At 73.1% G+C, this 23,552-nt stretch carries 27 protein-coding genes; 8 read left to right on the forward strand and 19 right to left on the reverse strand.

Translation table 11 applies throughout. The features are described from left to right. Positions 1 to 9: 9 nt before the first annotated feature. The 4 genes from AC3IX6_RS02500 to AC3IX6_RS02515 form a co-directional block, all read right to left on the reverse strand. The gene (locus tag AC3IX6_RS02500; protein WP_489368523.1) at positions 10 to 834 is read right to left on the reverse strand and encodes a hypothetical protein; all 825 of its coding nucleotides are present in this window, start codon (positions 832 to 834) and stop codon (positions 10 to 12) included. 155 nt (positions 835 to 989) lie between these two features. Then, positions 990 to 1,913, reverse strand: coding sequence for a phosphotransferase family protein (locus AC3IX6_RS02505; protein ID WP_489368524.1), 924 nt, complete (start codon positions 1,911 to 1,913; stop codon positions 990 to 992). Between the two features lie 14 nt (positions 1,914 to 1,927). Continuing rightward, positions 1,928 to 3,013, reverse strand: a complete 1,086-nt coding sequence (locus AC3IX6_RS02510; RefSeq protein ID WP_489368525.1) for an S-(hydroxymethyl)mycothiol dehydrogenase — start codon at positions 3,011 to 3,013, stop codon at positions 1,928 to 1,930. 181 nt (positions 3,014 to 3,194) lie between these two features. Beyond that, entirely contained in the window at positions 3,195 to 4,172 is a 978-nt protein-coding gene (locus AC3IX6_RS02515) for a LysR family transcriptional regulator (RefSeq protein ID WP_489368526.1), read from the reverse strand. Between the two features lie 70 nt (positions 4,173 to 4,242). Between AC3IX6_RS02515 and AC3IX6_RS02520 the strand changes: the two genes are divergently transcribed. The 3 genes from AC3IX6_RS02520 (at position 4,243) to AC3IX6_RS02530 (ending at position 6,672) form a co-directional block, all read left to right on the forward strand. Next, a complete protein-coding gene (locus tag AC3IX6_RS02520) occupies positions 4,243 to 5,190 on the forward strand; it encodes a dihydrodipicolinate synthase family protein (protein WP_489368527.1) in 948 nt (315 codons plus the stop codon). A 40-nt stretch (positions 5,191 to 5,230) separates the two neighbouring features. Beyond that, positions 5,231 to 5,572, forward strand: a complete 342-nt coding sequence (locus AC3IX6_RS02525) for a hypothetical protein (protein WP_489368528.1) — start codon at positions 5,231 to 5,233, stop codon at positions 5,570 to 5,572. Between the two features lie 428 nt (positions 5,573 to 6,000). Continuing rightward, entirely contained in the window at positions 6,001 to 6,672 is a 672-nt protein-coding gene (locus AC3IX6_RS02530; RefSeq protein ID WP_489368529.1) for a transglycosylase SLT domain-containing protein, read from the forward strand. Here AC3IX6_RS02530 and AC3IX6_RS02535 read toward each other — a convergent pair. Together AC3IX6_RS02535 and AC3IX6_RS02540 are read right to left on the reverse strand one after the other, a co-directional pair. Further along, positions 6,666 to 7,031 (reverse strand): 5-carboxymethyl-2-hydroxymuconate Delta-isomerase, encoded by a 366-nt coding sequence (locus tag AC3IX6_RS02535; protein ID WP_489368530.1) that lies wholly within the window; start codon positions 7,029 to 7,031, stop codon positions 6,666 to 6,668. The genes AC3IX6_RS02530 and AC3IX6_RS02535 overlap by 7 nt on opposite strands. 215 nt (positions 7,032 to 7,246) lie before the next feature. Beyond that, positions 7,247 to 7,891 carry a MerR family transcriptional regulator gene (locus tag AC3IX6_RS02540; RefSeq protein WP_489368531.1) on the reverse strand — a complete coding sequence of 215 codons (645 nt, stop codon included), beginning with the start codon at positions 7,889 to 7,891 and terminating at the stop codon, positions 7,247 to 7,249. 101 nt (positions 7,892 to 7,992) lie between these two features. Here AC3IX6_RS02540 and AC3IX6_RS02545 point away from each other — a divergent pair, with 101 nt between their 5' ends. Then, the gene (locus tag AC3IX6_RS02545) at positions 7,993 to 8,502 is read left to right on the forward strand and encodes a DUF4188 domain-containing protein (RefSeq protein ID WP_489368532.1); all 510 of its coding nucleotides are present in this window, start codon (positions 7,993 to 7,995) and stop codon (positions 8,500 to 8,502) included. 1 nt (position 8,503) lies between these two features. Here the strand turns inward: AC3IX6_RS02545 and AC3IX6_RS02550 are convergent, their stop codons facing one another. Both AC3IX6_RS02550 and AC3IX6_RS02555 read right to left on the reverse strand, forming a co-directional pair. Continuing rightward, positions 8,504 to 9,100 (reverse strand): squalene/phytoene synthase family protein, encoded by a 597-nt coding sequence (locus tag AC3IX6_RS02550; RefSeq protein ID WP_489368533.1) that lies wholly within the window; start codon positions 9,098 to 9,100, stop codon positions 8,504 to 8,506. A 61-nt stretch (positions 9,101 to 9,161) separates the two neighbouring features. Then, entirely contained in the window at positions 9,162 to 10,898 is a 1,737-nt protein-coding gene (locus tag AC3IX6_RS02555; RefSeq protein WP_489368534.1) for a serine/threonine-protein kinase, read from the reverse strand. A gap of 126 nt (positions 10,899 to 11,024) precedes the next feature. Here AC3IX6_RS02555 and AC3IX6_RS02560 point away from each other — a divergent pair, with 126 nt between their 5' ends. Next, positions 11,025 to 11,549 (forward strand): NUDIX domain-containing protein, encoded by a 525-nt coding sequence (locus AC3IX6_RS02560; RefSeq protein WP_489368535.1) that lies wholly within the window; start codon positions 11,025 to 11,027, stop codon positions 11,547 to 11,549. 49 nt (positions 11,550 to 11,598) lie between these two features. Here AC3IX6_RS02560 and AC3IX6_RS02565 read toward each other — a convergent pair whose 3' ends face one another. The 4 genes from AC3IX6_RS02565 to AC3IX6_RS02580 form a co-directional block, all read right to left on the reverse strand. After that, positions 11,599 to 11,865 (reverse strand): GlsB/YeaQ/YmgE family stress response membrane protein, encoded by a 267-nt coding sequence (locus AC3IX6_RS02565; RefSeq protein WP_389432641.1) that lies wholly within the window; start codon positions 11,863 to 11,865, stop codon positions 11,599 to 11,601. Between the two features lie 95 nt (positions 11,866 to 11,960). Next, positions 11,961 to 12,290, reverse strand: coding sequence for a hypothetical protein (locus AC3IX6_RS02570; RefSeq protein WP_489368536.1), 330 nt, complete (start codon positions 12,288 to 12,290; stop codon positions 11,961 to 11,963). Between the two features lie 5 nt (positions 12,291 to 12,295). Then, complete coding sequence (locus AC3IX6_RS02575; protein WP_489368537.1) at positions 12,296 to 13,219, reverse strand: hypothetical protein; 924 nt, start codon at positions 13,217 to 13,219, stop codon at positions 12,296 to 12,298. Next, the gene (locus AC3IX6_RS02580; protein WP_489368538.1) at positions 13,216 to 14,112 is read right to left on the reverse strand and encodes a phosphatase PAP2 family protein; all 897 of its coding nucleotides are present in this window, start codon (positions 14,110 to 14,112) and stop codon (positions 13,216 to 13,218) included. Before AC3IX6_RS02580 ends, AC3IX6_RS02575 begins: the two co-directional genes overlap by 4 nt. 204 nt (positions 14,113 to 14,316) lie before the next feature. Between AC3IX6_RS02580 and AC3IX6_RS02585 the strand changes: the two genes are divergently transcribed. Next, positions 14,317 to 14,949: a TetR/AcrR family transcriptional regulator gene (locus AC3IX6_RS02585; RefSeq protein WP_489368539.1), complete on the forward strand. Its 633-nt coding sequence runs from the start codon at positions 14,317 to 14,319 to the stop codon at positions 14,947 to 14,949. A gap of 201 nt (positions 14,950 to 15,150) precedes the next feature. Here AC3IX6_RS02585 and AC3IX6_RS02590 read toward each other — a convergent pair whose 3' ends face one another. Both AC3IX6_RS02590 and AC3IX6_RS02595 read right to left on the reverse strand, forming a co-directional pair. Beyond that, a complete protein-coding gene (locus tag AC3IX6_RS02590; protein WP_489368540.1) occupies positions 15,151 to 15,687 on the reverse strand; it encodes a TerD family protein in 537 nt (178 codons plus the stop codon). Between the two features lie 155 nt (positions 15,688 to 15,842). Then, positions 15,843 to 17,003 carry a hypothetical protein gene (locus tag AC3IX6_RS02595; RefSeq protein WP_489368541.1) on the reverse strand — a complete coding sequence of 387 codons (1,161 nt, stop codon included), beginning with the start codon at positions 17,001 to 17,003 and terminating at the stop codon, positions 15,843 to 15,845. A gap of 251 nt (positions 17,004 to 17,254) precedes the next feature. Here AC3IX6_RS02595 and AC3IX6_RS02600 point away from each other — a divergent pair, with 251 nt between their 5' ends. Continuing rightward, positions 17,255 to 18,070 carry a glutamate ABC transporter substrate-binding protein gene (locus AC3IX6_RS02600; protein WP_489368542.1) on the forward strand — a complete coding sequence of 272 codons (816 nt, stop codon included), beginning with the start codon at positions 17,255 to 17,257 and terminating at the stop codon, positions 18,068 to 18,070. Here AC3IX6_RS02600 and AC3IX6_RS02605 read toward each other — a convergent pair. After that, entirely contained in the window at positions 18,054 to 19,007 is a 954-nt protein-coding gene (locus AC3IX6_RS02605; RefSeq protein WP_489368543.1) for an SMP-30/gluconolactonase/LRE family protein, read from the reverse strand. The genes AC3IX6_RS02600 and AC3IX6_RS02605 overlap by 17 nt on opposite strands. 125 nt (positions 19,008 to 19,132) lie before the next feature. Continuing rightward, positions 19,133 to 19,705 carry a DJ-1/PfpI family protein gene (locus tag AC3IX6_RS02610; protein ID WP_489368544.1) on the reverse strand — a complete coding sequence of 191 codons (573 nt, stop codon included), beginning with the start codon at positions 19,703 to 19,705 and terminating at the stop codon, positions 19,133 to 19,135. A gap of 248 nt (positions 19,706 to 19,953) precedes the next feature. Here AC3IX6_RS02610 and AC3IX6_RS02615 point away from each other — a divergent pair, with 248 nt between their 5' ends. Then, on the forward strand, positions 19,954 to 20,766 hold the full coding sequence (locus AC3IX6_RS02615; RefSeq protein ID WP_489368545.1) for an endonuclease I family protein: 813 nt from the start codon (positions 19,954 to 19,956) through the stop codon (positions 20,764 to 20,766). Between the two features lie 25 nt (positions 20,767 to 20,791). Here the strand turns inward: AC3IX6_RS02615 and AC3IX6_RS02620 are convergent, their stop codons facing one another. From AC3IX6_RS02620 to AC3IX6_RS02630, 3 genes are all read right to left on the reverse strand, one after another. Continuing rightward, a complete protein-coding gene (locus AC3IX6_RS02620; RefSeq protein ID WP_489368546.1) occupies positions 20,792 to 21,232 on the reverse strand; it encodes a GNAT family N-acetyltransferase in 441 nt (146 codons plus the stop codon). 113 nt (positions 21,233 to 21,345) lie between these two features. Continuing rightward, on the reverse strand, positions 21,346 to 23,019 hold the full coding sequence (locus AC3IX6_RS02625; RefSeq protein WP_489368547.1) for a beta-N-acetylhexosaminidase: 1,674 nt from the start codon (positions 23,017 to 23,019) through the stop codon (positions 21,346 to 21,348). A gap of 98 nt (positions 23,020 to 23,117) precedes the next feature. Further along, complete coding sequence (locus AC3IX6_RS02630) at positions 23,118 to 23,552, reverse strand: GlcG/HbpS family heme-binding protein (RefSeq protein WP_399379428.1); 435 nt, start codon at positions 23,550 to 23,552, stop codon at positions 23,118 to 23,120.

Here is a 23,552-nt window from a genome sequence, read left to right on the forward strand (position 1 = left end):
GCCGGAGGGTCAGGAGCCCGCGCCGGCCGGTGTGAGCTTCGCGATGTCGATGACCTCGGAGTCCGCCGGGGGCGTGGTGTCGACGGGGGTGTCGAAGGCCGAGTAGGCGATCTCTCCGGCCGTGCCCCCGCCCACCAGGGCCTTGAGGAGGTGGGGGGTGCCCTCGGTGGCGATCCAGTAGGTCTCTTCCTGGCCTTGCGCGGTCTGCGCGGAGACCGCGACCACCGCCCTGCCGTCGATCAGGGAGGTCCCGGTCTCCCTGGCCTTGACCGCGTTCGCGCCGACGCTCGTCAACGGGGTGATCTGGTCGCAGGCGGCCGACATCTGGCGGGCCTGCGGGTTGCTCGTGGGAATGCGCACCCAGTGCGCGGCGAACGCGCCGACCACCGCGTTCTCCTGCTTCTTCGAGGCCTTCTTCTGTGCGGCGATGCTCCGCCAGAACTCGGCGTCCCCGTTGACATGGACGAGCTCGGCCGTCCTGATGATGCTGAGCGACCCGGTTCCCCCCATCTGCACGGTGCCCCGGCAGTTGCCGTTCTTGTCGACGGCCAGGTCCATCTTGACCGACGTGCCCGCCGCCACCGGCGTTCCGTCCGCGGTCTTCCCGTCCTCCGTGTTGGACAGCGAGCCCGTGACGTGGACCGACTTGAGCGCGTCCATGGCCGCGCCGGACTTGGCGAGGATCTGGTCGACCGGCAGGGTGTCCAGCGCGGCGGACGGCGTCGCCGCCGGCGTCGAGGCGCCGCTCGCACCCTCCGCGTCGGGTCCGCAGGCCGTCATGGTGAACAGGGCCGTGGTGCCGAGCGCCATCAAGGCGATCGTTCGGGCGTGCATGTGTCCCCCGGGGATGTCGTGGGCGACCGACGATATCCGCAGGCGCCAAGAGCGCCGCACCGGGGTCGGCCGCGGCCCCGCCCGGGGTCAGGACCTCTTCCGGTCCTGGCGGTCGGGGGTCCTCCCCCTCCACGGCTCTGATCGGCCCTTCGCCGCTACCGGGGACGCCACCAGTAGCGGCCGACGATGAGTTCGTCGAGTGCGTGGAGCCTGTCCGCGGCCATGCGGGCATGGGTGGCGGGGTGTTCGAGGGCGATGCGGAGGTCGGAGGCGAGGTAGGTCGCTTCGCGTACCTCGCAGCCTGCCCGGAGGGTTTCCGGGGCGGTCCGTGTCGCGCGGGCGATGACGTCGAGCACCGTCTCCGTGTGCGGGCCGCTGAACCGGGCCAGGAAGAACCAGTCATCGAGCGGTTCTCCGAAGCGGGCCCATTCGAAATCCAGCAGGGCCCTCACGCTGCCGTCGCACGCGAGCCAGTTGTCCCAGTGGCAGTCCGCGTGAACCGGGACGACCGTACGGGCGTGCAGGGGCGCACGCTCCGCGATCGTCCGCAGACCGTCGAGCAGCCGGGGAGGTACGGATCCGTGCCGGTCGACAGCGGCGAGGCTCTCGATCTCGGCGCAGAGCGCGGCCCGGCCGGTGAATCCGCCGTGGTCGAGGGTTTCCCTCAGCGTGCGGTCGGCGCCGGCCGCGGGCACCCAGCCGTGCAGCCGGCCGAGCCGCTCGACCGCCTGCTCCGCCAACGCGCGCGCGGTCGCACCGTCCACGCCGGGCATGCCCATGCCGGGAGCGGACCCGGGCACACGGGCGTAGCAGGCGTAGCGGACCTCGCGCGTCCCGAGCCGGTGGAGCCCGCTGCCGAGCACGGGGGCCGTGAGGCCCGCGGGCAGGTCGGGCGCGAGCGCGATCTCCCTGTTCAGCCGGGAGTGGGAGGCGGCGTCGATGAGCTTCACGACGACGTCCGAGCCGACGTACACGTGGTGGGAGCCGCTCTCGGCGGCGGCCATGGGGCCGGGGTCCCGCCCGAGGGCCGCCGCCACGATCGCGCGGGCGTCGTCGTGGGCTTGCCTCAGGCCGGTCACCGGTGGGTGCGTGGTCAGAACTCGACCACCGAGCGGAGCACCTCGCCCCGTTCCATGCGGGCGAAGGCCGCCTCGACCCCGTCCAGGGCGATCCGTTCGGAGACGAACGCGTCGAGGTCGAGCCTGCCTTGCAGGTAGAGGTCGATGAGCAGCGGGAAGTCCCGCTCGGGCAGGCAGTCCCCGTACCAGGAGGACTTCAGGGCGCCGCCGCGTCCGAAGACGTCCAGCAGCGGGAGTTCGAGCCGCATCTCCGGCGTCGGGACGCCGACCAGCACCACCGTGCCGGCCAGGTCGCGCGCGTAGAACGCCTGCTTGTACGTCTCGGGGCGGCCGACGGCCTCGATGACCACGTCCGCGCCGTTGCCGCCGGTCAGCTCCTGGATGGCCTTGACCACGTCCTGCGTACCGCCGTTGACGGCGTGCGTGGCGCCGAGTCCCCGCGCCCACTCCAGCTTCCGGTCGTCCAGGTCCACGGCGATGATGCGGGAGGCTCCGGCCAGCCTGGCCCCGGCGACGGCGGCATTGCCCACGCCCCCGCAGCCGATGACGGCCACGGAGTCGCCGCGCCCGACGTTGCCGGTGTTCAGGGCGGCGCCCAGGCCGGCCATCACCCCGCAGCCGAGCAGACCGGCGGCGGCCGGCGAAGCGGCCGGGTCCACCTTGGTGCACTGACCGGCGGCGACCAGCGTCTTCTCGGCGAAGGCTCCGATGCCGAGGGCCGGGGAGAGCGGGGTCCCGTCCTCCAGGGTCATGGGCTGGGTCGCGTTGTGCGTGGCGAAGCAGTACCAGGGGCGGCCGCGCCTGCAGGCCCGGCAGCTCCCGCACACCGCACGCCAGTTGAGGACGACGAAGTCACCGGGGGCCACGGAGGTGACGTCCGGGCCGACCGATTCGACGACTCCGGCCGCCTCGTGGCCGAGCAGGAAGGGGTACTCGTCGTTGATCCCGCCCTCCCGGTAGTGCAGGTCGGTGTGGCAGACCCCGCAGGCCTGGACCCGTACGAGCGCCTCGCCGGGGCCCGGGTCGGGCACGAGGATCGTCGTGGTCTCCACCGGTGCGCCCTTGCTCCGGGCGATGACCCCTCGTACGCGATGCGTCACGTGCTACCCCGATCTCGATCACGGTCTCGTCAACTGCGCCGGAGGCCCCCCGAGGGTTCCACCGGTCCCCGGCCAACGTACACGCGCTGCCCCGTGCGCGGGAGTTGCCCCGCGCCCGGGTGCGGTGGGCTGCCGCTTGAGCGCGATGGGGTGCCGCTCGGGTGCGGTGGCCCGCCTCGCCCTAAGCCCGCGGCCCGGACAGCTCGGGCGGCAGCACCGTCCGCAGGGCCGCGCCGAAGGCGGCCACGGCGGGGTGGGCCGCGGCGCCGCTGCGGAAGGCAACGTTGGTGCGCCGCTCCATGACGAGGCGGGTGAGCGTGACGGCCGGATCCGCGTGTCCGGTGATCCCCAGCTGCGGCACCACGGCCACCCCCTGGCCGGCCGCGACCAGGGCGAGCACGGTGGCGAACTCGTCCACCTGGTGGCGGATCCTCGGCACGAACCCCGCGTCCTCGCAGGCGCGCACGGTCATGGCGTGGCAGAGCGTGCCGGGTGTGGCGGTGATCCAGGGCGCGTCGGCGTGCGTACGCAGCAACGCGCGCTGCCCGGCTCCGCCCGCCCCGGCGCCCCCGGCCGAAGCGACGGCCCCGGCCGGGGAGGCCTCGGCGTCGGGGGTGCGGGCCCCTTGCGCCGGGGTCGCCAGGTACATCGCCTCGCGGTAGAGCGGTTCCGTGGCGAGTCCCGGTTCCTCCGGCGCGGGGACGAAGTCGTACGCGTGGATCAGGGCCACGTCCAGGTCCCCGGCCCGTAGCGCGTCGGCGACCGCGGCCGGGTCGGTTTCGGACACCATCGGCTCCAGTCCCGGGTGCCGGCGGGCCAGCTCGACCAGGGCCGCGGGGACGACGGCCCTGGTCGCGGTGGGGAAGGAGCCGATCCGCAGCGCTCCGGCCAGCCCGCCGCGCGCCTCCGCGAGCTCCGCTTCGGCCCGCTCCAGCAGCTCCAGCACCGCGTCGGCGCGGCGGACCAGGTTCTGGCCGGCGGGCGTGAGCCGGACCCGGCGCCCGGTGCGCTCCAGCAGGGGCAGACCGGCCTCGCGTTCGAGGACCGAGAGCTGCTGGGACACCGCCGAAGGACTGAAGGAGAGCGCCTCGGCCACCGCGGCGATGGTCCCCCGGCGGGCGAGTTCGCGCAGGAGGCGCAGGCGTCGTACATCGAGCATCGGATCAGCTTACGGTTCAGATAAGAAAGGCGAACTGGATTCGATGCTCGGAGCGGGTCAGGCTCGACCCATGACCACCCAGACGCTCAGGACCTCGCCCACGCCTGCCGCCGCCCCCGGCCCGTACGGTCCGTACGCCCCGCACGGGATCCACGTGCCGCTGATCACCCCCTTCACCGCCGCCGGCGAGGTCGCCGCCGACGCCCTGGAGGCGCTCGCCCACGAGGTGCTCGACGCGGGAGCCACCGGGATCGTGGCGCTGGGCACCACCGGCGAGCCGGCCGCCCTCGACGAGGCCGAGCGCGACCTCGTCACCGACGTCTGTGCCCGGGTCTGCCGGGAGCGCGGGGCGGCGCTGACCGTGGGTGCCGGAGCGAGCGGGACCCGGGCCGCCGAGGAGTCGCTCGGCCGGCTGAAGCGGTGGCCCGAGGTGCGGGCCGCGCTGGTGACCGTGCCCGCTTTCGTACGGCCCGCGGCCGCCGGGGTGCTGGCGCACTTTGAGCGGCTGGCGCTGGTGAGCCCCGTACCGCTGGTCGTCTATCACGTCCCGTACCGGACCGGGCAGCCCCTGGACGCGGCCCTGCTGCGGGAGATCGGTGCGCTGCCCGGGGTGGCCGGGGTGAAGTACGCCGTCGGCTCGCTGGACGGGGAAGCGGTGGCACTGCTCGGTGACCTGCCGGACGGTTTCGCGGTGCTGGCGGGTGACGACGCATTCCTGTCGCCCCTGCTCGCGCTCGGCGCGGCGGGCGGGGTCCTCGCGTCGGCGCATCTCGCGACGGACCGGTTCACCGAGCTCGCGGCCGCCTGGCGGGCGGGCGAAGCGGACCGGGCCCGCCCTCTGGGCCATGCGCTGGCCCGGCTCTCCGCGACCCTCTTCGCCGAGCCCAACCCGACCGTGATCAAGGGGGTGTTGTACGCACAGGGCCGCATCCCGACCCCTGACGTACGCCTCCCCCTGCTGCCGGCGAGCCCGGAATCGGTCGCGGCGGCGCTGCACGAACTGGCGCGGCTCCGCTAGGCCGTCGCGTCCGGCACAACCTCGGTCACTCGATGCCGAGTTGACGACGCTCCGGCGGCCCGGCGGCCACCGGGTCCGGAATGCCCGCCCCGAGCAGCGGGGCACCTCCGGGCACGGGCACCGGTCACGCGTGGGTCTGCGGGACGCCCGGGAACGGCCGAAGCCGACCCTGCGGTTCCAGGCCAAGGACGACACGGACGACCGGGAGGTCCGCCGGGAGGTCCCGGCCGCCGTCGCACGACTGGAGGAGATCATCCACAGCAACGGGGACGGGGACGGTCCCGAGCCGCCCCGGCCGACCGATCCGGAGGCCGACGCCGGCTTCGTGATCGATCACATCGCGGCCTGCGCTGCGCACGGACGCCGGCAGACGGCAGTTTGACGACAGGCCCTAGCCCGCACGCGGCCCGCGGGGCACTGGCGCGCCACATCCCGACCGACCACGAGGTCCTATTGACCCGTGATGGGCGATTCGCCACCAACGGGCGGGTCGCCCGAATCAGGCCCGGCGACGGGCGACTTGCCCGGATTGGGCCCTCGCCCGCCGGCTCGTGATGTGAGTCACTCCGGCGGCGTCAACATCATTTCCCCGCGAGGGACGATTCCCTTTTCCCGGTTGGATATTCGCGAATTCCCCGACCTCTTTTCAAGGTCATCCACCGGACCGAATGCGGGAAGTTGATCTCCCGGTCGAATTCGTGTCTTGTTCCGGCCCGCCGGCCTCGCCTACGGTCGCCTCATTCCAGGTGGTCAGCTGCCGAATCCGGCCTCCGCCAGGGCTCTTCCGTCCCCCACGTGAGGAATTCCGCCATGCCCGCACAGGGAAAGCACCGCCGGCCGAAGCAGCACAACGCACTCACCCGCAAGCTGGCCCTCGCCGGTACGGGCAGCGCCGCGCTGGCCCTCCCGCTGATCAGCGCGACCACGGCCGGGGCGGCCGAGGTGACCGTCGCCCCGACGACGTATTCCGTGGTCAGCGGTGACACCCTGAGCAAGATCGCGGCCGAGCACTCCATCGGCGGCGGCTGGCAGAAGCTCTACGAGGCCAACAAGGGCATCGTCGGCGCCGACCCCTCGGCCATCCGCCCCGGCCTGAAGCTGAACCTCACCGGGGTCGCCGCCGCCGCCGCGCCGGCCGCGGCCAAGGCCGCCACCGGCTACGCGAACAACCTCGACGGCTGGATCCGGGAGTCGCTCGACGTCATGGCGCAGCACGGAATTCCCGGAAGCTACGACGGAATTCACCGCAACATCATGCGCGAATCCTCGGGGAATCCGCTGGCCATCAACAACTGGGACTCCAACGCGGCGGCCGGCATCCCCTCCAAGGGGCTCCTCCAGGTCATCGACCCGACCTTCAAGGCCTATCACGTGCCCGGCACCCCGATGGACTCCTACGACCCGGTCGCCAACATCACGGCCGCCTGCAATTACGCGGCGGACCGCTACGGTTCGATCGACAACGTCAACGGCGCCTACTGAACGAGCTTGCGGTAGGCCGCTCCCAGCTCGCTCACGTCCACCGAGGCGTGCACGACGGGACCGGCCCCGTCCGCCCCGGCGGTCAGGTGCTTGTACAGCAGGTCGAGCACGGCCTCGCTCAACTCGGCCTTGACCGCCTCGGTCCGGCCCGCCAGCAGGCCCAGCTGTACGTGGACGAGCGCAGCCCCGGGCGCCCCGTCGGCCACGTACACCTCGTCCAGACACCGGAAGCGCGTCTTGCAGTTCGCGACGGTGGCAGCCGCGACCTCGGTGATCAACGCGTGCAGGGCCAGCGCGAATCCGCGCCGGTCGAAGGTGTCGGACAGGTTCGCCGAGTAGTCGACGGTGATCTGCGGCATCGGGCGCTCCAGGTGCTGGGCGACCCGGCCTCACAGGGCCGCATCGCGTGGTGACGGGTGACGAGGGGCGGGTGACGAGGGGCGGGTGGCACGCGCCGCGTACCCCCTGCGCATTCTCGCCGACCCGCACGGCCCGTACCGCCGGGCGACACCCCCGGCGCACCTCCGCCGCCCCCGCCGCGCTCCGGCCCGTACCGACGCACCGCGCCCCCGCCTCACTCCAGCCCGTACCGCCGTGCCGACTCCTCCTCCTGCGCCAGCCGGTGCATGGCCTTCAGTACCGGCTGGACGAGGATGACCGCGGCCACCGCCGTCTCTACCTTCTCCGCCTCGGAGGGGTACGTCTCCATGAAGTCGAAGTCGCGCACGGCCGCCTGGTGCATCAACGCGGCGTACGGAGCCATCAGTTCGGCGTCCCACGGGTAGCCGAGCCGGATGAGGGTCGACACCGCCGACACGAGCGAGCGATGCACCGGGGACAGGTCCCCCACCTCCCGGGCCGCCGACCAGCCCAGCATCTCCAGCAGCCGGTCCACCTCGCGCCGAGCGGTGATCACCGCCGGTTCCTCCTCGTCCGGCTCGGGCCCCTGCGGCAGCGCCCACAGCGCCGCGCCGATCCGCATCGTCCGCCCCAGGGACTCGTCGTCCACGTGCGCGAGCACTTCCCTGGCCGTGGCCACCGGAATCCCGCCGACCTGGATCAGCGCGCGGACCAGCTTCAGCCTCCGCAGGTGCCCCTCGTCGTACTCGGCGGTCGTCGCGCTGATCCGCCGCCCCGGCGCCAACAGCCCTTCGCGCAGGTAGTACTTGATGGTCGCGGTGGAGACGCCACTGCGTTCGCTCAACTCCGCCAGTCGCATCTCTTGAGCCTTTCCTTGGAGAGTGCCACTATCCAATCATGCGCGGGCGGCACGGCCTGACCGTGTCGCGTTCGCGTTCCCACCGCGCCCCTGGAGGCAGAGTGTCCGTCAAGCCGATACCGGGCCGCACCACCGCGGCCGCCGAGGGCGACGTCGTCGTCCTCCTGCTCGGATTACGCATCAACCACTTCTGGGCCCTCCACCAGTGGATCCCGGTCGTGCTCGCCATGCCGCGCATGCTCCGCGAACTGGCCCGGGACGAGGGCCGGGGCCTGCTCGGCCACGTCCTGCTCACCGCCTCGCCGCGCACCTACTACGTGGTCCAGTACTGGGAGTCCAAGGAGAAGCTCTACGCGTACGCCGCGGCTCCCGACATGCTCCACCACCGGGTCTGGGCGATCATCAACCGCAAGGAGCACGCGGGCAAGGTCCGCCAGCACGTGGGCCTGTGGCACGAGTCGTACATCGTGCCCGAGGGGTCGTACGAGTCGATCTACGCCGACATGCCGCCCGCCGGCCTGGCCGCGGCCACCGGAGTCCTCCCCCTGGAGGCCCGCGGCCGCCGCGCGGCCGACCGCCTGCGCCACCTCTCCGGGCCGGAAGCGGCCTGAGTCAGGCGGCCGTACGCGGCCTGCGCGCCCCGGCGAGGTCCGCGAGGAAGTCGACCCGCTGGGCGGCGTCCACGAACCTCCGCCAGCCCGCGGCCTGTTCGGCGTCGGGCCCGCCCTGGTACTGCAGGCCGGTGAAGACCAGCACGCCGGGCCAGGCGTAGGCGTCGAGGTAGGTCTGGAACTCCTCCTCGGCGGCGAACCCGTCGAAGACCGCCTCCTCGGTGGCCGCCCCGTCGAGGAACCGGAACACCCAATCGGCGGGCAGACCACGGGAGTCGACGGCGTGGGCGTAGGCGCGCAGCAGCGGGTCGGGGCTGTCCCCCGTGTCCAGGGCGCGGCGCACCTCGGTGCCCAGTTCGTCCAGGCCGGCGGCCCGCTGGCCGGCGGTGCCGGTCTCGGCGACGTCGTCGACCCGGTTCATGAAGCCGAGGCCGGCCACCAGCCAGGGTACGAGCGGGGGTGCGGCCGGCAGCCGCAGGGCGAGGTACGGCGCGGGTTCCCGGCGCAGGACCCGGCGGGCGGCGTACGTGCAGTCGGCCCGGAGGCGGGGGCCGCCGGTTATCCCGGCCGTCGTGAGCGTGCTGCGCCAGCTTGGCATGGTGGTGGTTCTCCGCCTCCCCGGCCGCCGGCTCCGCTGAGCCCTCGGCTCCGGTAGGCCTTCAGCTCCGGTATACCTTCTTGATCTTAAAGTCGGTGCCGGCGAGGACGTAGCCGCCCTGTCCGTACTCGTCGCTCAGGTAGGGGCGGACCGCGGGGGTGTTCATCCAGGGCGAGACGTTGAGGTAGCGGGAGCTCGGATTGTCGACGCCGAGCTCCTTCGTCGACTCGGCCATCAGCGCGGGCAGGGCGTCCCAGTCGAGCGCCGCCATGTCCATGAGCGGATCGCCGGGCTTCACGGTGCCGGACGGGCCGGTGCGTTTGGCGACGCCGCCGCGGTACTGCCAGGAGTCGACGGTCTTGGCTCCGGGTGCGGTCGGGATGTCGGCGAGCACGTACTCGTCGTAGACCTTCATGTCGACGAAGGTGGTGGTGCCCGTCTGCTGCTTGAACGCCTCGACGGCGGTACGGATGTTGGCCGGGTCGATCAGGCTGCCCTTGGGCGGGGTGACCGGCTTCGGGGTGCTCGCCTTCGGGGTGGGGGTGGGGGTCAGGGCCACGGCGGTGCCCTGGGCCGGGGAGGCCGGTCCGGAGGCGGACGCGGTGTCCGTGGTCTTCGTATCGCCGCTCTTGCCCGTGGAGCCGTCGGCGTTCCCGTCGGGCAGCCAGTTGACGAGGCCGGCGACGCCCGCGGCCAGGACCACCGCGAGGAGTCCGGCGAGCAGGGCCGGACGACGGCGCCGGCGCGGGGCGGGCGGCGCGGGGAGGGTCACGGGGACGGTGAACGCGTACGGGTTGCCCGCGCCCGGAACGAACGGCGCCTGCGGTGCCTGAACAGGGCTGTGCGTCGCCGCCGGTATCGGTACGGGGCCCATGGCGGGACCGGGGGCGGGGGTCGCCGGCCCGAAGCTCCCGAAGCTGACCGTCGGTACCACCGGGGAGGCGCCTGCGAGAGCACTGCTCGCGCCGCGGAGCAGCGCTTCCAGCTCCTCGGCGTCGGGCCGCACGGACAGGTCCCGCACCAGCAGCCGTTCCAGTACGGGTCCCAGCGGGCCGGACCGGACCGGCGCGGGGATCGGCTCGTCGAGCACCGCGACCACGGTGGCCAGGCTGGTGGCCCGGCGCAGCGGGTGCACCCCCTCCGCGGCCACGTACAGCAGCATCCCGAGCGACCACAGGTCGGAGGCGGCCAGTCCCTCAGAGCCGCGCGCCCGCTCGGGCGCGATGTACTCCGGCGAGCCGATCAGGGCTCCGGTCGAGGTGAGCCCGGTCGCTCCGTGCAGGGCGGCGATCCCGAAGTCGGTGAGCACCGCGGAGCCGCCGGGGCGCAGGAGCACGTTGGCCGGTTTCACATCACGGTGCAGCACCCCCTCCGCGTGCGCGGCCCGCAGCGCGGAGAGCAGGTCGAGCCCGAGGCGCAGCACGTCCGCCACCGGCATCGGCCCGGCCTCCAGCCGGTCGGCGAGGGAGCCGCCCCGGACGAGCTCCATCACGATCCACGGATGGCCGTCGGAGCCGGGCTCGGGCTCCACGATGTGGTGGATCGTGACCACGTTCGGGTGGGCGAGCCGGGCGAGGGCCCGGGCCTCGCGGACGGCCCGTTCGCGCAGTTGGACGACGAGCCCGGGCTGCGCGGCGGCGGTCGCCGGGTCGGGCGGCCGCACCTCCTTGAGGGCGACCTCCCGGTCCAGCGCGATGTCGCGGGCGAGCCACACCGTGCCCATCCCGCCACTGCCCAGGGGACGGGCGAGTTCGAATCGCCCGTCGATCAACCGTCTGCCGGCCTCACTGCTGTCCATGGCCGGTCATCGTAGGCGCCGCCACCGACGCCGGTGCACCCGTACCGGGACGTGGACATCACGGACCCGGTCCGGGGCCCCAACGTGGGCGTGAGCCGCGCGCGGCGTGGGTAGTGTGCCTGCCCGATGTCCCCGAGGGGCCGAGGCCCGGACGGAGGTGGAACGGTGTCCGTCTGGCTCCCGCCCGCCGAGTACGTCAAGACGATCCCCCGGGCGACCGGTTACGCCTGCCTCTACTTCACCGACACCGCCGGCCGCCCGGTGCAGCTGCGTGCCACGTACCCCACGGAGGTCTGGCAGTGGCCGGGCGGGAACATGGACCACGGCGAGACGCCCTGGGAGTGCGCGGTCCGGGAGTGCCTGGAGGAGACGGGCATCGCCTTCGAGGGCGAGCGCAAGCTGTTGGGCACGCAGTTCATCGCCGACCGCGGCGAGGCCTGGCCCGCGAACCACATCGGCTTCCTCTTCGACGGCGGCACCCTCACCGACGAACAGATCGCCGCCATCGTCCTCGACCCCGAGGAGCACAGCGAGGTACGGGTCCACTCGGTGCGGGAGTGGGAAGCGCTGATGAGCCCCGCGAACTTCGCCCGCCTGCGGGAGATCGACGCGGCCCGGCGTACCGGCACGGTGGCCTACATGGAGGTCTGACGCCCGGACCCGGGTCCCGGGTCCCGGGTCCCGGTCCGCGGCCCGCCGGTCAGTTGCGGGAGTTGCCGAAGAGGAGGCGGTAGGCGACGAGGAGGACCAGGGAGCCGGCGATGGCGGAGCCCCAGGTCGCGAGGTCGAAGAAATCGTTCTGGATCGACCGGTTCAGGAACTTCGCCGAGAGCCAGCCGCCGGTGAAGGCGCCGGCGATGCCGATGAGGGTGGTGCCGATCAGGCCGCCCGGGTCACGGCCGGGCAGCAGGACCTTGGCGATCCCGCCCGCCAGCAGTCCGAGGATGATCCAGCCGATGATGCCCATGCCCGTTCACTCCGCTTCGATGTGCGCGCGTCGTCGTGCGCGCGACGTCCGTTCAGGTCTCATGAGGAGAGACGCGTGAACAGGCGAAACGGTTCTCAGCGGCGCCTACGGGACCCGGGGGCGGGCCTGAGGACGGCGGCCGCGGCCAAGGCCAGCACCGCGACTCCCGTCGCGCCCACCGCTCCCGCCGCCAGGAATCCGCCGCGGGAGCGCCAGGACAGCACCGACAGCGTCGACTGGGCGGAGGCGAACGAGCCCGCGCTCAGCACGGATCCCACCGAGGCGGCCGACAGGGCCGAGCCGATCGAACCGACCGACAGCACGCTGCCCACCGATCCGATGGAGAGGACGGAGCCCACCGATCCGATGGAGAGGATCGAGCCCTTGGAGCGGAGCGAGAGGAACGAACCGTCGTCGGCAGCCATGCGGCTCATGCTGCCACACCGGCCATCGGCGCGGGCTGAGGCTGAGGCGCGGCCTGGGGTGTGGCCTGGGCTGCGGCCTGCGCTGCCACCTGGGATGCGGCGGCCGACGTCGGCTGCGGGGTCCGCGTGAGCAACAGCACGCCCCGGGCCGCCGCGAGCGCCCCGGCCACGGCCAACAGGACTCCGACCGCTCCGCCTTGGATGCGTTCGCCGAGCAGGATCATGCCGATCGCGGCCGCGGCCAGCGGGTTGGTCAGGTTGACCACCGCGAGCGGGGCGCCGAGGCCGCCCCGGTAGGCCCGCTGGGACAGGAGCATCCCGCCGACCGCGAAGACCACCACGAGCAGCGCCACCGAGATGACCCGGACGCTGAGCAGGGACCCGCCCCGGCCGCCGGCCACGGCGACGGTCTGGGTGAGGGCGGAGGCCGCCGCGGAGGCCAGCCCGGACGCCGTCGCGTGGCGCAGCCCCGAGCGGGTGTCGCTCCGTGCGGTCAGCACCATGATCACCGCGGCCGTGGCTCCGGAGACGGCGAGCGCCTCGGCCAGGGTCAGGGTCTCGTCGGGGGACGGGCCGGAGGCGGGCAGCAGGAGCAGGCCGAGGCCGACGACGGTGGCCAGGGTGCCGCGCCACTCGCTGGCCACGACCCGCCGACCGGCGCCGCGGGCACCCAGCGGTACGGCGGCGACGAGGGTGAGCGCGCCGAGCGGCTGGACCAGGGTGAGCGGCCCGTACCGCAGGGCGGCGGCGTGCAGGAGCGCGGCGGCGGCGTTCAGGCCCGCCGACCACCACCAGGCGCCGTTGCCGAGCAGCGCCGCGGTGCTGCGGGCGACCGCGCGGCGGGCGAGGCGTTCCTGGGCGACGGCGGCGGCCGCGTAGGTGACGGCCGCGGCGAGGCAGAGCAGGACGGCGAGGAGCGTGGCGTTCACCGGACCGCTCCTACGGGCTCTACGGGGTCTACGGGCCTCAGGGCGCCCGGCCCCGGCCCCGGCCCCGGCCCCGGACTCTCGGCCGGACCCGCACCCGCACCCGCACCCGCCGGCACGGGCACCTCCGCGGAGCGCGGCCCCGGCACGCTCCGCCGGGCGACGATGGACCGGCCGACCGGACGCGGGACCAGCAGCAGAGCGGCCCCGAGGAGCAGCGTGGCGACGATGGCGTCGAGCCAGTAGTGGTTGGCCGTGCCGACGACCACGAGCAGGGTCACCAGCGGGTGCAGCAGCCACAGGGCGCGCCACCGCGAGGAGGTGGCGGCGATCATGCCGAGGGCCAGCATCAGCGCCCATCCGAAGTGCAGCGAGGGCATCGCGGCGAACTGGTTGGCCATGGTGTCCGCGGCGGGCGCGGCCCCGTAGACGGTCGGGCCGTAGACCTGGCCGGTGTCGATCAGGTGGGCCTCTCCCAGCATCCGCGGGGGTGCGAGGGGGAAGGCCAGGTGGAGGACGAGGGCCGCGCCGGTCAGGGCGGCCAGCACCCGGCGGGTCCAGAGGTAGTGCGCGGGGCGGCGTACGTAGAGCCAGACGAGGAAGAGCACCGTGGCGGGGAAGTGCACGGCCGCGTAGTAGGTGTTCGCGGTGTGCACGAGGGCGTCGCTGTGCAGGAGCAGGCGCTGGACCAGGCCTTCGCCGGGCAGGTGCAGGGTGCGCTCGGCGTCCCAGACCCGGGTGGCGTTGCGGAAGGCCTCCTCCGTGCGGCCGGTGGCGAGCGTACGGCCGAACTTGTAGACGGCGAAGAGGCCCACGACGAGCAGGAGCTCGCGTATGAGGCGGCGACGGGCGCCCGGCCCCGCTACGGCCCCGGCGGGTGTGGTGTGGGAGGTCATCCCCCGGTCTCGCTTCCTGTACACAGCTACACGGCTCACAATCGACACACCAGTGTATCGATACATTCTCGTATCGATACGAGTGTGTACCGATACGCTCGCGTTCCCGTAGACTTTCACTAGACACCGCTGCGGTGCGACCGAAATATCTCGGCCGTGAGCAGCAGCAGAATGTGGCCACGCAGCATCGAGGAGAGCCGCCCCATGACGTCGCCGACGCCGGAAGCCGCCCCGGCCCCCGCGCGCCGCTCCAAGATCACGCCGGAGCGCGAGCAGCAGCTCTACGACGCCGTCCTGGAGCAGCTGCGCGAGGACGGCTACGAGGCGCTGACCATGGAGAAGATCGCCGCCCGGGCCACCTGCGGCAAGTCCACGCTCTACCGGCAGTGGAAGACCAAACCGCAGCTCGTCGCCGCCGCCCTGCGCGCGGACCGGCGCGGGACGCTCGCCGCGGTGGACACCGGAACCCTGCCGGGCGACCTGCGCGAGGCGGCCCGGATCGCCGCCTGCACCTCGGGGCGCGACACCCGGCTGATGCAGGCCCTCGGGCACGCGGTGCTGAGCGACGAGGAGCTGAAGGCGGCCCTGCGCGAGGCTCTGGTGGAGCCGGAGCTGGCGGCGTTCGACTCGATCGTGGCGCGGGCCGTGGCCCGGGGCGAGCTCGCCCCCGGGCACCCTGCCGTGGAGTTCCTGCCGGCGCAGCTGATGGGCGTGCTGCGCATCCGCCCCGTGCTGGAGGGACGCTACGCCGACGCCGAGTACCTCGTACGGTTCGTCGACGCCTGCCTGCTGCCGGTGCTGGGCGCGGCCCCGCCGGAAGCGGACCGGGCCCCCTGAACCGGGCTCCCTGAACCAGCGGGCCGCCGTCCCCGATGACCGGACGGTGACCCGCTCGCGCTGCCTCGTGGGGACGGTGGCAGCGCAGCCCCCGGACCGGACGGCGGGCACTCCCTCGCGGAGTGGCCGCCGACCGGTCCGTGCGGCGTTCCGGGCGGCCGGCTCAGATCAGTGCGGCTGGCTCAGATCAGTGCGGCCCGCTCAGTTCCGGGCCGCGCCCATCGCCCGGGCGAACTCCTCCGGGTCGGCGTCGAAGCCCCGTACGGCCGGGTCCAGGGACCAGACCCCCGCGTCGTCGCGGGTGAACTCGGCGACCGTGACCGCGCTCGCCGCGCCGAAGCCGGCGAGATCGTCCACGGCGAGATCGGTGTAGCCCTCCCGGATGCGCAGGCCCTTCCCCGCGACCTCGGCGAAGGTCAGCGCCGGTCCGCCGCCCGGACGCTGGATCACCACGCCCACCACGACCCGGGTCAGTTCGGCCGCGATCCGGGTCAGTTCGAGGGTCATGACCTCGTCGAAGCCCAGCCCCAGCCCGGTCCTGCTGTCCCGGTTCAGCGTGATGGTGCCGTCGGGCGACCGGCTGCCGAAGTGGACCAGGTGGACGGGCTCCCCGTACGGGTCCGCCGCGGCGTACACCGCGGCGAGCAGGTCGAGGTCGTGGACGGGCGCCCCCGCCGGGCTGGGATCCCACCGCAGCGCGATCTCCACCTTGGCCAGGCCCTTGCGTACTCCGCTCACCGAACTCCCCCTCCGACCACCGTGTGTTGCCCGCCCATGCTGTCACGGGTCCCACCCCGGGGGTCGAACGACCGTACGTTCCCGGCCAGTCCGGGGTACGGGGCGGCCCGTCGGCGAGTCCGCGGGACGGCCCGGGCGGTGGAGACCCGCGCCGCCTACCAGTCGCCGTCCTGGACCGGTTTGCCCGGCCGCGGAGCGTTCCCCAGGGGTGCGACCTGGCCGGGAGCGGGCTGCGCCCACGGAGCCTCGTCGGTGCCGAGCCATTCGCCCACCGGCCGCACCCGGCCGAGGGTGTCGGAGGGGGCGAGGTCGGCGGCCTCTTCGTCGTAGTAGTCGAACCACGGCAGCCCGGCCTTGGTGTACGCCGCCCGGTCCACCGGCGACGGTGGCGGCTCCTCCCCGGTGATCCGGCGCCACGCGGGCGGGGTCACCAGGTGGACGAAGACCCGCGCGGCCGGCTCGGACGCCCAGTCCTTCGCCTTGCGGTCGTCGCGGTACACCTCCTGCCGCATGGAGCCGCCTACGCCGAGCCCCATCGCCGGGGCCGCCTGCGGGGCCGGCCCGCCGCCCGAGCGCCGCAGCGGGCCCGCGGCCGCGGCCGGGGCCGCAGGTGCTCCGGGAAGTCCGCCCGGCGCCGGCGGGGCCATCGGCGCCGGCATCGGCATCCCCGGGGCCGCTCCGTAGCCGCCGCCCCCGTAGCCGCCCGGATGGCCGCCCGGCGGCACGATCCCGTAGGGAGCACCACCGACCCGGCCGGTGGCGGCCGTGCGCGCCCGCTCCTCCTCCCGCCACCGCTCCCGCGCCCTCGCGCCGAGCGGGAAGGCCTGGAGCTGCACGCCGCCCGCGGTCTCCTCGCCGGTGACCTGGCCCTCCACGGTGGCGCCGAGGCCCAGCGGGACGGCGACGAACTGGCGGACCGTGCCCGTGCCCGAATTGATCCCGTCCAGCCAGGGCTGGCGCGGCAGCACGAGGTAGTTCTGCGGCTTGCGCCCGAGCGCGCCCGTCCACCGCTTGCCGGAGACGGCGCACACCTTGCCGACACCGACCTGGAGCGCGGTGGGCTCCCGGGTCCCGCCGAAGCTGAGCCACATCGCCTCGCGGAGGTACACGGGGAGCATCACCCCGCCCTTGGCGAGCCAGTCCGCCGGAACCGTGTCCGGATAGTCCTCCACCCGCCGCAGCGGAAACTCCCCCAGCCCCGGGGGCAGATTGTGCGTACCGGTCTCCGGCAGCCGCAGCGTCCGCATGAACCGGACCTGCGCCCCCTCGCCCAGCAGCAGTGCGTTCCCCTCGACCCGTACCCCGCCCTTGGCCACCCGACCGGCTCCTCTCCCGTTCAGAACCGGATTCGCCGCAGGATCTGCCGCCGTTCCGGATCGTTACCCTCAAGATTTGCTCAGATGCCGTGACACTGCGCCCGACACCTTCCTAGCTTCCTCATATACGCGTCCACCAGCCCGCGCGGTTCCCCGCGCCCCGGCCCGGTCCCGGTGCGCTCCGCACCCTGCCGTGCGGTTCCGCCCGCCCGCGACCCCGCGTATCCGCGTACCCCAGGAAAGAGTGCACCATGAAGGTTCCCAAGGCCGGCGCCATCGCCGCAGTGATCGGTCTCTCCCTGACCGCATCGGCGTGTGGCGGTGACGACGACCAGAAGACCTTCTCCGTCGGCATCAAGTTCGACCAGCCGGGCGTCGGCATGCGGGAGCCCGACGGAAGCTTCACCGGTTTCGACGTGGACGTGGCCACGTACGTCGCGAAGGAGCTCGGCTACTCGAAGGACCGGATCGTCTTCAAGCAGGTCCTCAGCAACGACCGCGAGCTCCTGATCGAGTACAACGAGGTCCAGATCGTGGCGGCCAGCTACTCGATCAACGACAAGCGCAAGCAGAAGGTCGACTTCGCCGGCCCGTACTTCCTCGCGCACCAGGACCTGATGGTCCGCGCCGACGACCCCACGATCACCAAGGCCGAGGACCTGAACAACGCCGGCAAGAGGCTGTGCTCGGTGACCGGCTCGACCTCGGCGGAGAACGTGAGGAAGAACCTGGCCCCCAAGGCGAGCCTCCTGGAGCTCGGCGGCTACTCCGAGTGCGTCGTCGCCCTCAAGGACGGTCTGGTGGACGCCATGACCACGGACAACTCCATCCTGGCCGGCTACACCGCCCGCAAGGGCAACGAGGGCAAGTTCCGGCTGATCGGGCTGAGCCTGAGCAGCGAGAACTACGGGATCGGCATGAAGAAGGGCAGCCCCGAGCTCCAGGTAAAGATCAACAACGCGATCCGCAAGATGGTCGAGGACGGCACCTGGGAAGCGGCCGTGAAGAAGAACTTCGGCCCGGACTACAAGTACGAGGCGGCGCCCGCCATCACAGCGGGCAGCTGACGACCGTCGAGGCGGTGGCCGGGTCCGACCAGTCCGCGTCGAAGCGGGCGTTGACCACGTAGAGCCGGCCGCCGTACACCGCGGCCGTCGTGGGCTCGTCGAAGCGCGGGTCGGTGATCCGTTTGACGAAGCGGGCCCGGCGGCCGTCCCCGCTCAGGGTGAACACGTCCACGGCATAGGCCCAGTTGCGTACGACGTACAGCGTCCGCCCCTGCACCACGAGCCCGTCGCCGTTGCCCACGGAGCCGCCGTCGAGCAGGGTCCGGGTGGCGGCGCCGGTGCGCGGGTCCACGCGGAACAGCGCCTCGGCGGTGTCGTGCACCACGAGCAGGGCCTGACCGTCGGGGGTCCGCGCGATCCCGTTGGCGCCCCAGTACGCACCGCCGGGCGGGACCGGGTCCCACTCTCCGCCGAGCGGCAGGGCACGGGGGGCCGCGCCGGGCCCGGTGAGGTCCCGGCCGACGGGCAGGAAGTACAGGACGTCCGCGAAGGAGTCGGTGAACCAGGCGCCGCCGCAGCCGACGACGGCGTCGTTGACGAAGGCGGTGCCGGTCGCGGCCTGGTGGGTGGCCAGAATCCGCCCGTCCCCGGCGTCGATCACCCGGATCTGCCCGCTGGCGCCGCCCGCGACCAGCAGCCGGCCGTACGGGTCGAGCTTGAGGCCCACCGCCATCGGGCCCTCGCCCCGGGTGATGATCCGCCCGGCGCCGTTGGCGAGGTCGAAGCGGTAGATCGAGCCGTCGAGCAGCGAGCCCGTGTAGGCCGTTCCGCGCGCGGAGACGGCGATCCCCTCGGGCTGGAAGCCCGCCGGGATCGCCACCGTGTCCGGCCCCGGCGGCCGGGCCGCCTCCTGTGCCCGGGCGAGCGGCGCCCCGGCTCCGACGAGCGCGGCGCCTCCCAGCGCCGCGGCCGCACCGATGAACCCGCGTCGTCCCATAGTCCCCGTCATGACTGGCCCTCTCAACTGCCTTGCGCAATAGGTGGGTTGGCGCTCACACCCCACCACACCGATTGCGCCCCGGCAGCCACCTGTCAGGATCTTTCACAAGGGGACGGCGAAGCTCAGCCTCCCGAGACCGGGGCCTTGCCGCGCAGGACGGTCAGGAACTCCCGCATCCAGGCGGAGTGGTCGGGCCAGGCGCGGGCCGACACCAGCGTGCCGTCGACCACGGCCTCGGAGTCCTCGAACGCGGCGCCGGCCGCCTTCATGTCCAGCTCCAGCGCCGGATAGGCCGTGACCCGGCGGCCGTCGAGCGCACCGGCCGCGGCGGTGATCAGGGGGCCGTGGCAGATCTGCGCGATCGGCTTGTCGTCGCCGGCGAAGGCCGCCAGGATCCGCCGCACCTCGGGGTCGTTGCGCAGGTACTCCGGGGCGCGTCCGCCGGGTACGACCAGCGCCGCGTACTCCCCCGGGTCCACGTCGGCGAAGGCGATGTCGGCCGGCCAGGTGTAGCCGGGCTTCTCGGTGTAGGTGTCGAAGCCGTCCTCGAAGTCGTGTACGACGAACCGCAGCTTCTTCACCGCCGGCGCCGCGATGTGGACCTCGTACCCCTCCTCGATCAAGCGCTGGTAGGGGTAGAGGACTTCCAGAGATTCCGCCGCGTCGCCGGTCACGATGAGGATCTTCGGTGCCATGGGCTGCTCCTGGTAGGGCTGTTCACGGTGTGGCCTCCGTTACCGTGCCCGCGCCGCCCGGTCCTGCATAGGGATTCTTGCGCCATTCACCCGCACAAATCCCCCGCATGACGCGCGTAGAAAATCCCGCCTCCCGACACGTGCTTTTTACCTGTAGGGCACATGACAATGTGAACCTCGCTCTGCCACCTGATGCCCCGCCAATTCCCCGGGCGGGAGCGGTGCGTGTGGAGAGGTACCCCCACGTGATGAGAATCTCGCGCCTTACTCCCTGGGCAGCCGGCCTCGCGGCCGCGTCCCTGATACTGGTCCCGGCCTCCGCCTCGGCGGGCCAGCGGACCCCGGCCGCCGCCCCCGCGGCGACCTCGGCCTCCGCCGTCGACACCTACTACGCCACCGCCGAGGGCAAGACCGGCGCCGCGCTGAAGACGGCCCTGCACAACATCATCAAGACCCAGTCCAAGGTGACGTACGACGGCGTGTGGAACGCCCTGAAGGTCACCGACCAGGACCCCGCGAACTCCAACAACGTCATCCTGGTCTACTCGGGCCGCTCGCAGTCGAAGTCCACCAACGGCGGCGGCGTCAACGACTGGAACCGCGAGCACGTCTGGGCCAAGAGCCACGGCGACTTCGGCACCGCCACCGGCCCCGGGACCGACCTGCACCACCTCAGGCCCGAGGACGTCACCGTCAACAGCACCCGCGGGAACAAGGACTTCGACCTGGGCGGCGGACCGGTCTCCGAGGCCCCCGGCAGCCTGACCGACTCCGACTCCTTCGAGCCGCGCAACGCGGTCAAGGGCGATGTCGCGCGCATGCTGCTCTACATGGCCGTGCGCTACGACGGCGGTGACGGTTTCGCCGACCTGGAGATGAACGACAAGGTCAACAACGGCAGCGCGCCCCTGTTCGGCAAGATCAGCGTCCTGAAGCAGTGGAACCTGCAGGACCCGCCGGACGCCTTCGAGCAGCGCCGCAACCAGGTCATCTACGACACCTACCAGCACAACCGCAATCCGTTCATCGACCACCCGGAGTGGGTCAACTCCATCTGGTAGGCGCCCGTCAGGGCCCCTCGGCGTCCTACTGCACGCCGAGAGCCATCCACTTCTCCGGTGCCGCGAGCGGCTCGAAGCCGGCCTTCGCGTACACCTCGTGGGCGTCCGCGGTCGCCAGCAGGATCCTGCGCAGCCCGTACGGGGCGAGGTTGTCCCGTACCGCCCCCGCCAGGGCGGTGCCGAGCCCCTTGCCCCGTACGCCCCGGTCCACGTACACGTCGCAGAGCCAGGCGAAGGTGGCGCGGTCGGTGATGACGCGCGCGTAGGCCACCTGGCGGCCGGACACGGAGTCGTAGACCCCGTAGTTGAGCGACCCCTCGATGGCGGCGTCCTGCTTCTCCCGGCTCCGCCCGAGCGCCCAGTAGGCGTCTTCGGACAGCCACCGGTGGATCAGCTCCCGGTCGAGGCGGCCGGGGGCGGTGGAAATCTCGTAGCCCTCGGGCGAGGGCAGCGCGCTGTCGTCCATGCCCGCATCCAAGCAAAGCGGACGGGACCCGGCCAGCGGGTTTCGGCCGCCGAGACGCCGAGACGCCGAGGCGTCGAGGCTCCGGGCCGCCGGTACCCCGGGACACAGCCGGGCTACAGCCGGTCGGCCAGTGCCTTGAAGGCCGGCCAGTCCAGGGCCGGGGTGCGGGAGTCCCAGACCTTCTGGGACAGGGCGGCGAGGGGGAGCCGGATGCCGGCCGCGACCTGGGCCTGGGTCTGGGATCCGGCGAGATCGCACCAGACGGCGAAGCGCGCGCCCAGGATCTGGCCGGCGTACCGCGCGGGCACGGCCGTGGTGCCGCGCAGGACGAGCGGGGTCCACTGCTCGTAGATGCGCCGCCCGTCGGGGTACGTGAACTGGTTCGGCTCCCCCAGCACGTAGTAGAGGTACTCGTCGTTGAGGTTGACGACCTTGCGGCCCTCGCGCAGGTACTCCAGCGGCGGCCGGGCCCCGAGCTCCATGCCCGTCCAGTACTCGACCTGGATGTCCCGGGCCGGCTGGGCGAGGCCGCCGGTGAAGAAGCCGTCGTTCCAGGCCGTCGGTGCCCGGCCCGCCGAACGGACCACGGCCGCACGGTCGTTCAGCCAGCCCGTCGCCAGGTCCTGGACCCGCGCGGTGGGACCGTAGCGCTGCCGGGCGGCGGCCGTGAGCTGCGGGAAGGAGGTCTGCGGATCGCGGTAGACCAGGGCCTGGTACTCGTCGGCTCCCACGTTCCAGATCGCGCCGGGGAACAACGGCAGGTACTCGCGCAGGAGTTCGTCGACGAGTTTCGCCGCCGCCGGATTCGCGATGTCGACCGCGCCCTTGACCGCACGGCCCTGGACGTCGCGCAGCTGCAGGGCGGGGTACGCGCGCAATACCGCTCCGAGGTGCCCGGGCGAGTCGATCTCGGGGACGACCGCGATGTGCAGGCGGGCGGCGAGCGCCGTGATGTCGCGCACCTGTGCCTTGGTGAGGTGGGGGGTGGAGACGATCTCGGGGTGGGTGTCGGACTCGATCCGGAAGGCCTGGTCGTCGGAGAAGTGCAGGCCGAACTGGTTCAGCTTCAGGTCGGCCATCTCGCGCAGCCGGTCCTCGATCCAGTCCGGGGTGAAGTTCTTGCGGGCGATGTCGAGGTTGAGCCCGCGCTGCGGCTTGGCCGGGGCGTCGCGCACGGTGCCCTCCGGGGCCGAACCGCCGCCGCTCACCTCCTGCTTGAGGGTGCGGGTGCCGTAGAACACCCCGGCCTGGTCGGGTCCGGTGATGCGGACCTGTCCGTTGCTCACGGTGAGGGTGTACGACTCGGGGGTGCCGGAACCCTTCGGCCCGAGGGCCAGTTCCACGTCGCCCTTGCGCGGGGTGGCCGATTCGGCGAATCCGATGCGCAGCTCCCCGGCGAGCAGCTTGCCCTCGTCCGCCAGGGCCGCGCTGTCGGCCGGCGGTACGACGACCCGCGCCTCGGGGGCGGGCCGCCAGCCGGGGCCGTGGGCCGGCACGTGTTCCCGTACGGCCGGGATGGTGCGCGGGGCCTTGGACAGCGGATAGACGGGCGTGGGCGCCGGGGCTTGCGGGGTGGAGGGGGTGGTGACGGGAGTGGCGGGGGTGGCGGCGGGGGCCGTCGCGCTCGGCGGGGTCGCCGCGGTCGTCGCCGCGGCCGGGGCCCGGGCGTCCCCCGGGCCGGTGGTCCCGGACGCGCAGCCGGGGACGGCGGCAAGGGTGACCAGCGCGGCGACGATTGCCGTCGCGATGACGTGGCTCCGCCCGTACTGCTTCGTCTGCCGCATCATGCACCTGTCCCCCCGTACCAACGTGGCACGGGGGACGGCGGTGCGCGACCCGGAGGCGAAGATCGGGCCCTCAGTGGAGACCGGGCCGGACGCCGGGGTCAGGCCAGGACGCCGAGCGCCGACTCGGCGAACCCGTGGTCCTGGGCCGGGGCTCCGCCGCCGACGCCGATGGCTCCGACGAGCCGGCCGTCGCGGTGGACCGGCAGCCCGCCCGCGATGAACAGCAGCGGCCGGTCCAGGGCGGTGGGCAGGGTGTGGAAGGGGCCGCCGGGCTGGACGGCATCGACGAGATCGGCGGTCGGGGCGTCGAGCTGCAGCGCCGTGAAGGCCTTGCGGGTGCTGGTCTCGCCCGAGATCAGGACGGCCCGGTCGTCGCGCCGGAAGGCCAGCGGGTGGCCGCCCGCGTCGAGCACGGTGACGCTGACGGCGACCCCGGCGGCTCCGGCGGCGGCCGTGGCGGCGGCGACGAGCGCCTCTGCGTCCGCGGTGGTCAGGGGGGCTACGGCGGTGCGGGTGGGGGTGGGGGTGGACAT

Source organism: Streptomyces sp. GL_141 (assembly GCF_057834385.1).

What these genes read in the sequence shown, in the direction of transcription:
- AC3IX6_RS02500 (WP_489368523.1), bottom strand. Translation starts at nt 834, where the DNA reads ATGCACGCCCGAACGATCGCCTTGATGGCGCTCGGCACCACGGCCCTG.
- AC3IX6_RS02535 (WP_489368530.1), bottom strand. Translation starts at nt 7,031, where the DNA reads ATGCCGCAGATCACCGTCGACTACTCGGCGAACCTGTCCGACACCTTC.
- AC3IX6_RS02600 (WP_489368542.1), top strand. Translation starts at nt 17,255, where the DNA reads ATGAAGGTTCCCAAGGCCGGCGCCATCGCCGCAGTGATCGGTCTCTCC.
- AC3IX6_RS02515 (WP_489368526.1), bottom strand. Translation starts at nt 4,172, where the DNA reads ATGCTCGATGTACGACGCCTGCGCCTCCTGCGCGAACTCGCCCGCCGG.
- AC3IX6_RS02610 (WP_489368544.1), bottom strand. Translation starts at nt 19,705, where the DNA reads ATGGCACCGAAGATCCTCATCGTGACCGGCGACGCGGCGGAATCTCTG.
- AC3IX6_RS02625 (WP_489368547.1), bottom strand. Translation starts at nt 23,019, where the DNA reads ATGATGCGGCAGACGAAGCAGTACGGGCGGAGCCACGTCATCGCGACG.
- AC3IX6_RS02585 (WP_489368539.1), top strand. Translation starts at nt 14,317, where the DNA reads ATGACGTCGCCGACGCCGGAAGCCGCCCCGGCCCCCGCGCGCCGCTCC.
- AC3IX6_RS02550 (WP_489368533.1), bottom strand. Translation starts at nt 9,100, where the DNA reads ATGCCAAGCTGGCGCAGCACGCTCACGACGGCCGGGATAACCGGCGGC.
- AC3IX6_RS02570 (WP_489368536.1), bottom strand. Translation starts at nt 12,290, where the DNA reads ATGGCTGCCGACGACGGTTCGTTCCTCTCGCTCCGCTCCAAGGGCTCG.
- AC3IX6_RS02530 (WP_489368529.1), top strand. Translation starts at nt 6,001, where the DNA reads ATGCCCGCACAGGGAAAGCACCGCCGGCCGAAGCAGCACAACGCACTC.
- AC3IX6_RS02555 (WP_489368534.1), bottom strand. Translation starts at nt 10,898, where the DNA reads ATGGACAGCAGTGAGGCCGGCAGACGGTTGATCGACGGGCGATTCGAA.
- AC3IX6_RS02630 (WP_399379428.1), bottom strand. Translation starts at nt 23,552, where the DNA reads ATGTCCACCCCCACCCCCACCCGCACCGCCGTAGCCCCCCTGACCACC.
- AC3IX6_RS02560 (WP_489368535.1), top strand. Translation starts at nt 11,025, where the DNA reads ATGTCCCCGAGGGGCCGAGGCCCGGACGGAGGTGGAACGGTGTCCGTC.
- AC3IX6_RS02615 (WP_489368545.1), top strand. Translation starts at nt 19,954, where the DNA reads ATGAGAATCTCGCGCCTTACTCCCTGGGCAGCCGGCCTCGCGGCCGCG.
- AC3IX6_RS02520 (WP_489368527.1), top strand. Translation starts at nt 4,243, where the DNA reads ATGACCACCCAGACGCTCAGGACCTCGCCCACGCCTGCCGCCGCCCCC.
- AC3IX6_RS02620 (WP_489368546.1), bottom strand. Translation starts at nt 21,232, where the DNA reads ATGGACGACAGCGCGCTGCCCTCGCCCGAGGGCTACGAGATTTCCACC.
- AC3IX6_RS02540 (WP_489368531.1), bottom strand. Translation starts at nt 7,891, where the DNA reads ATGCGACTGGCGGAGTTGAGCGAACGCAGTGGCGTCTCCACCGCGACC.
- AC3IX6_RS02605 (WP_489368543.1), bottom strand. Translation starts at nt 19,007, where the DNA reads ATGGGACGACGCGGGTTCATCGGTGCGGCCGCGGCGCTGGGAGGCGCC.
- AC3IX6_RS02580 (WP_489368538.1), bottom strand. Translation starts at nt 14,112, where the DNA reads ATGACCTCCCACACCACACCCGCCGGGGCCGTAGCGGGGCCGGGCGCC.
- AC3IX6_RS02565 (WP_389432641.1), bottom strand. Translation starts at nt 11,865, where the DNA reads ATGGGCATCATCGGCTGGATCATCCTCGGACTGCTGGCGGGCGGGATC.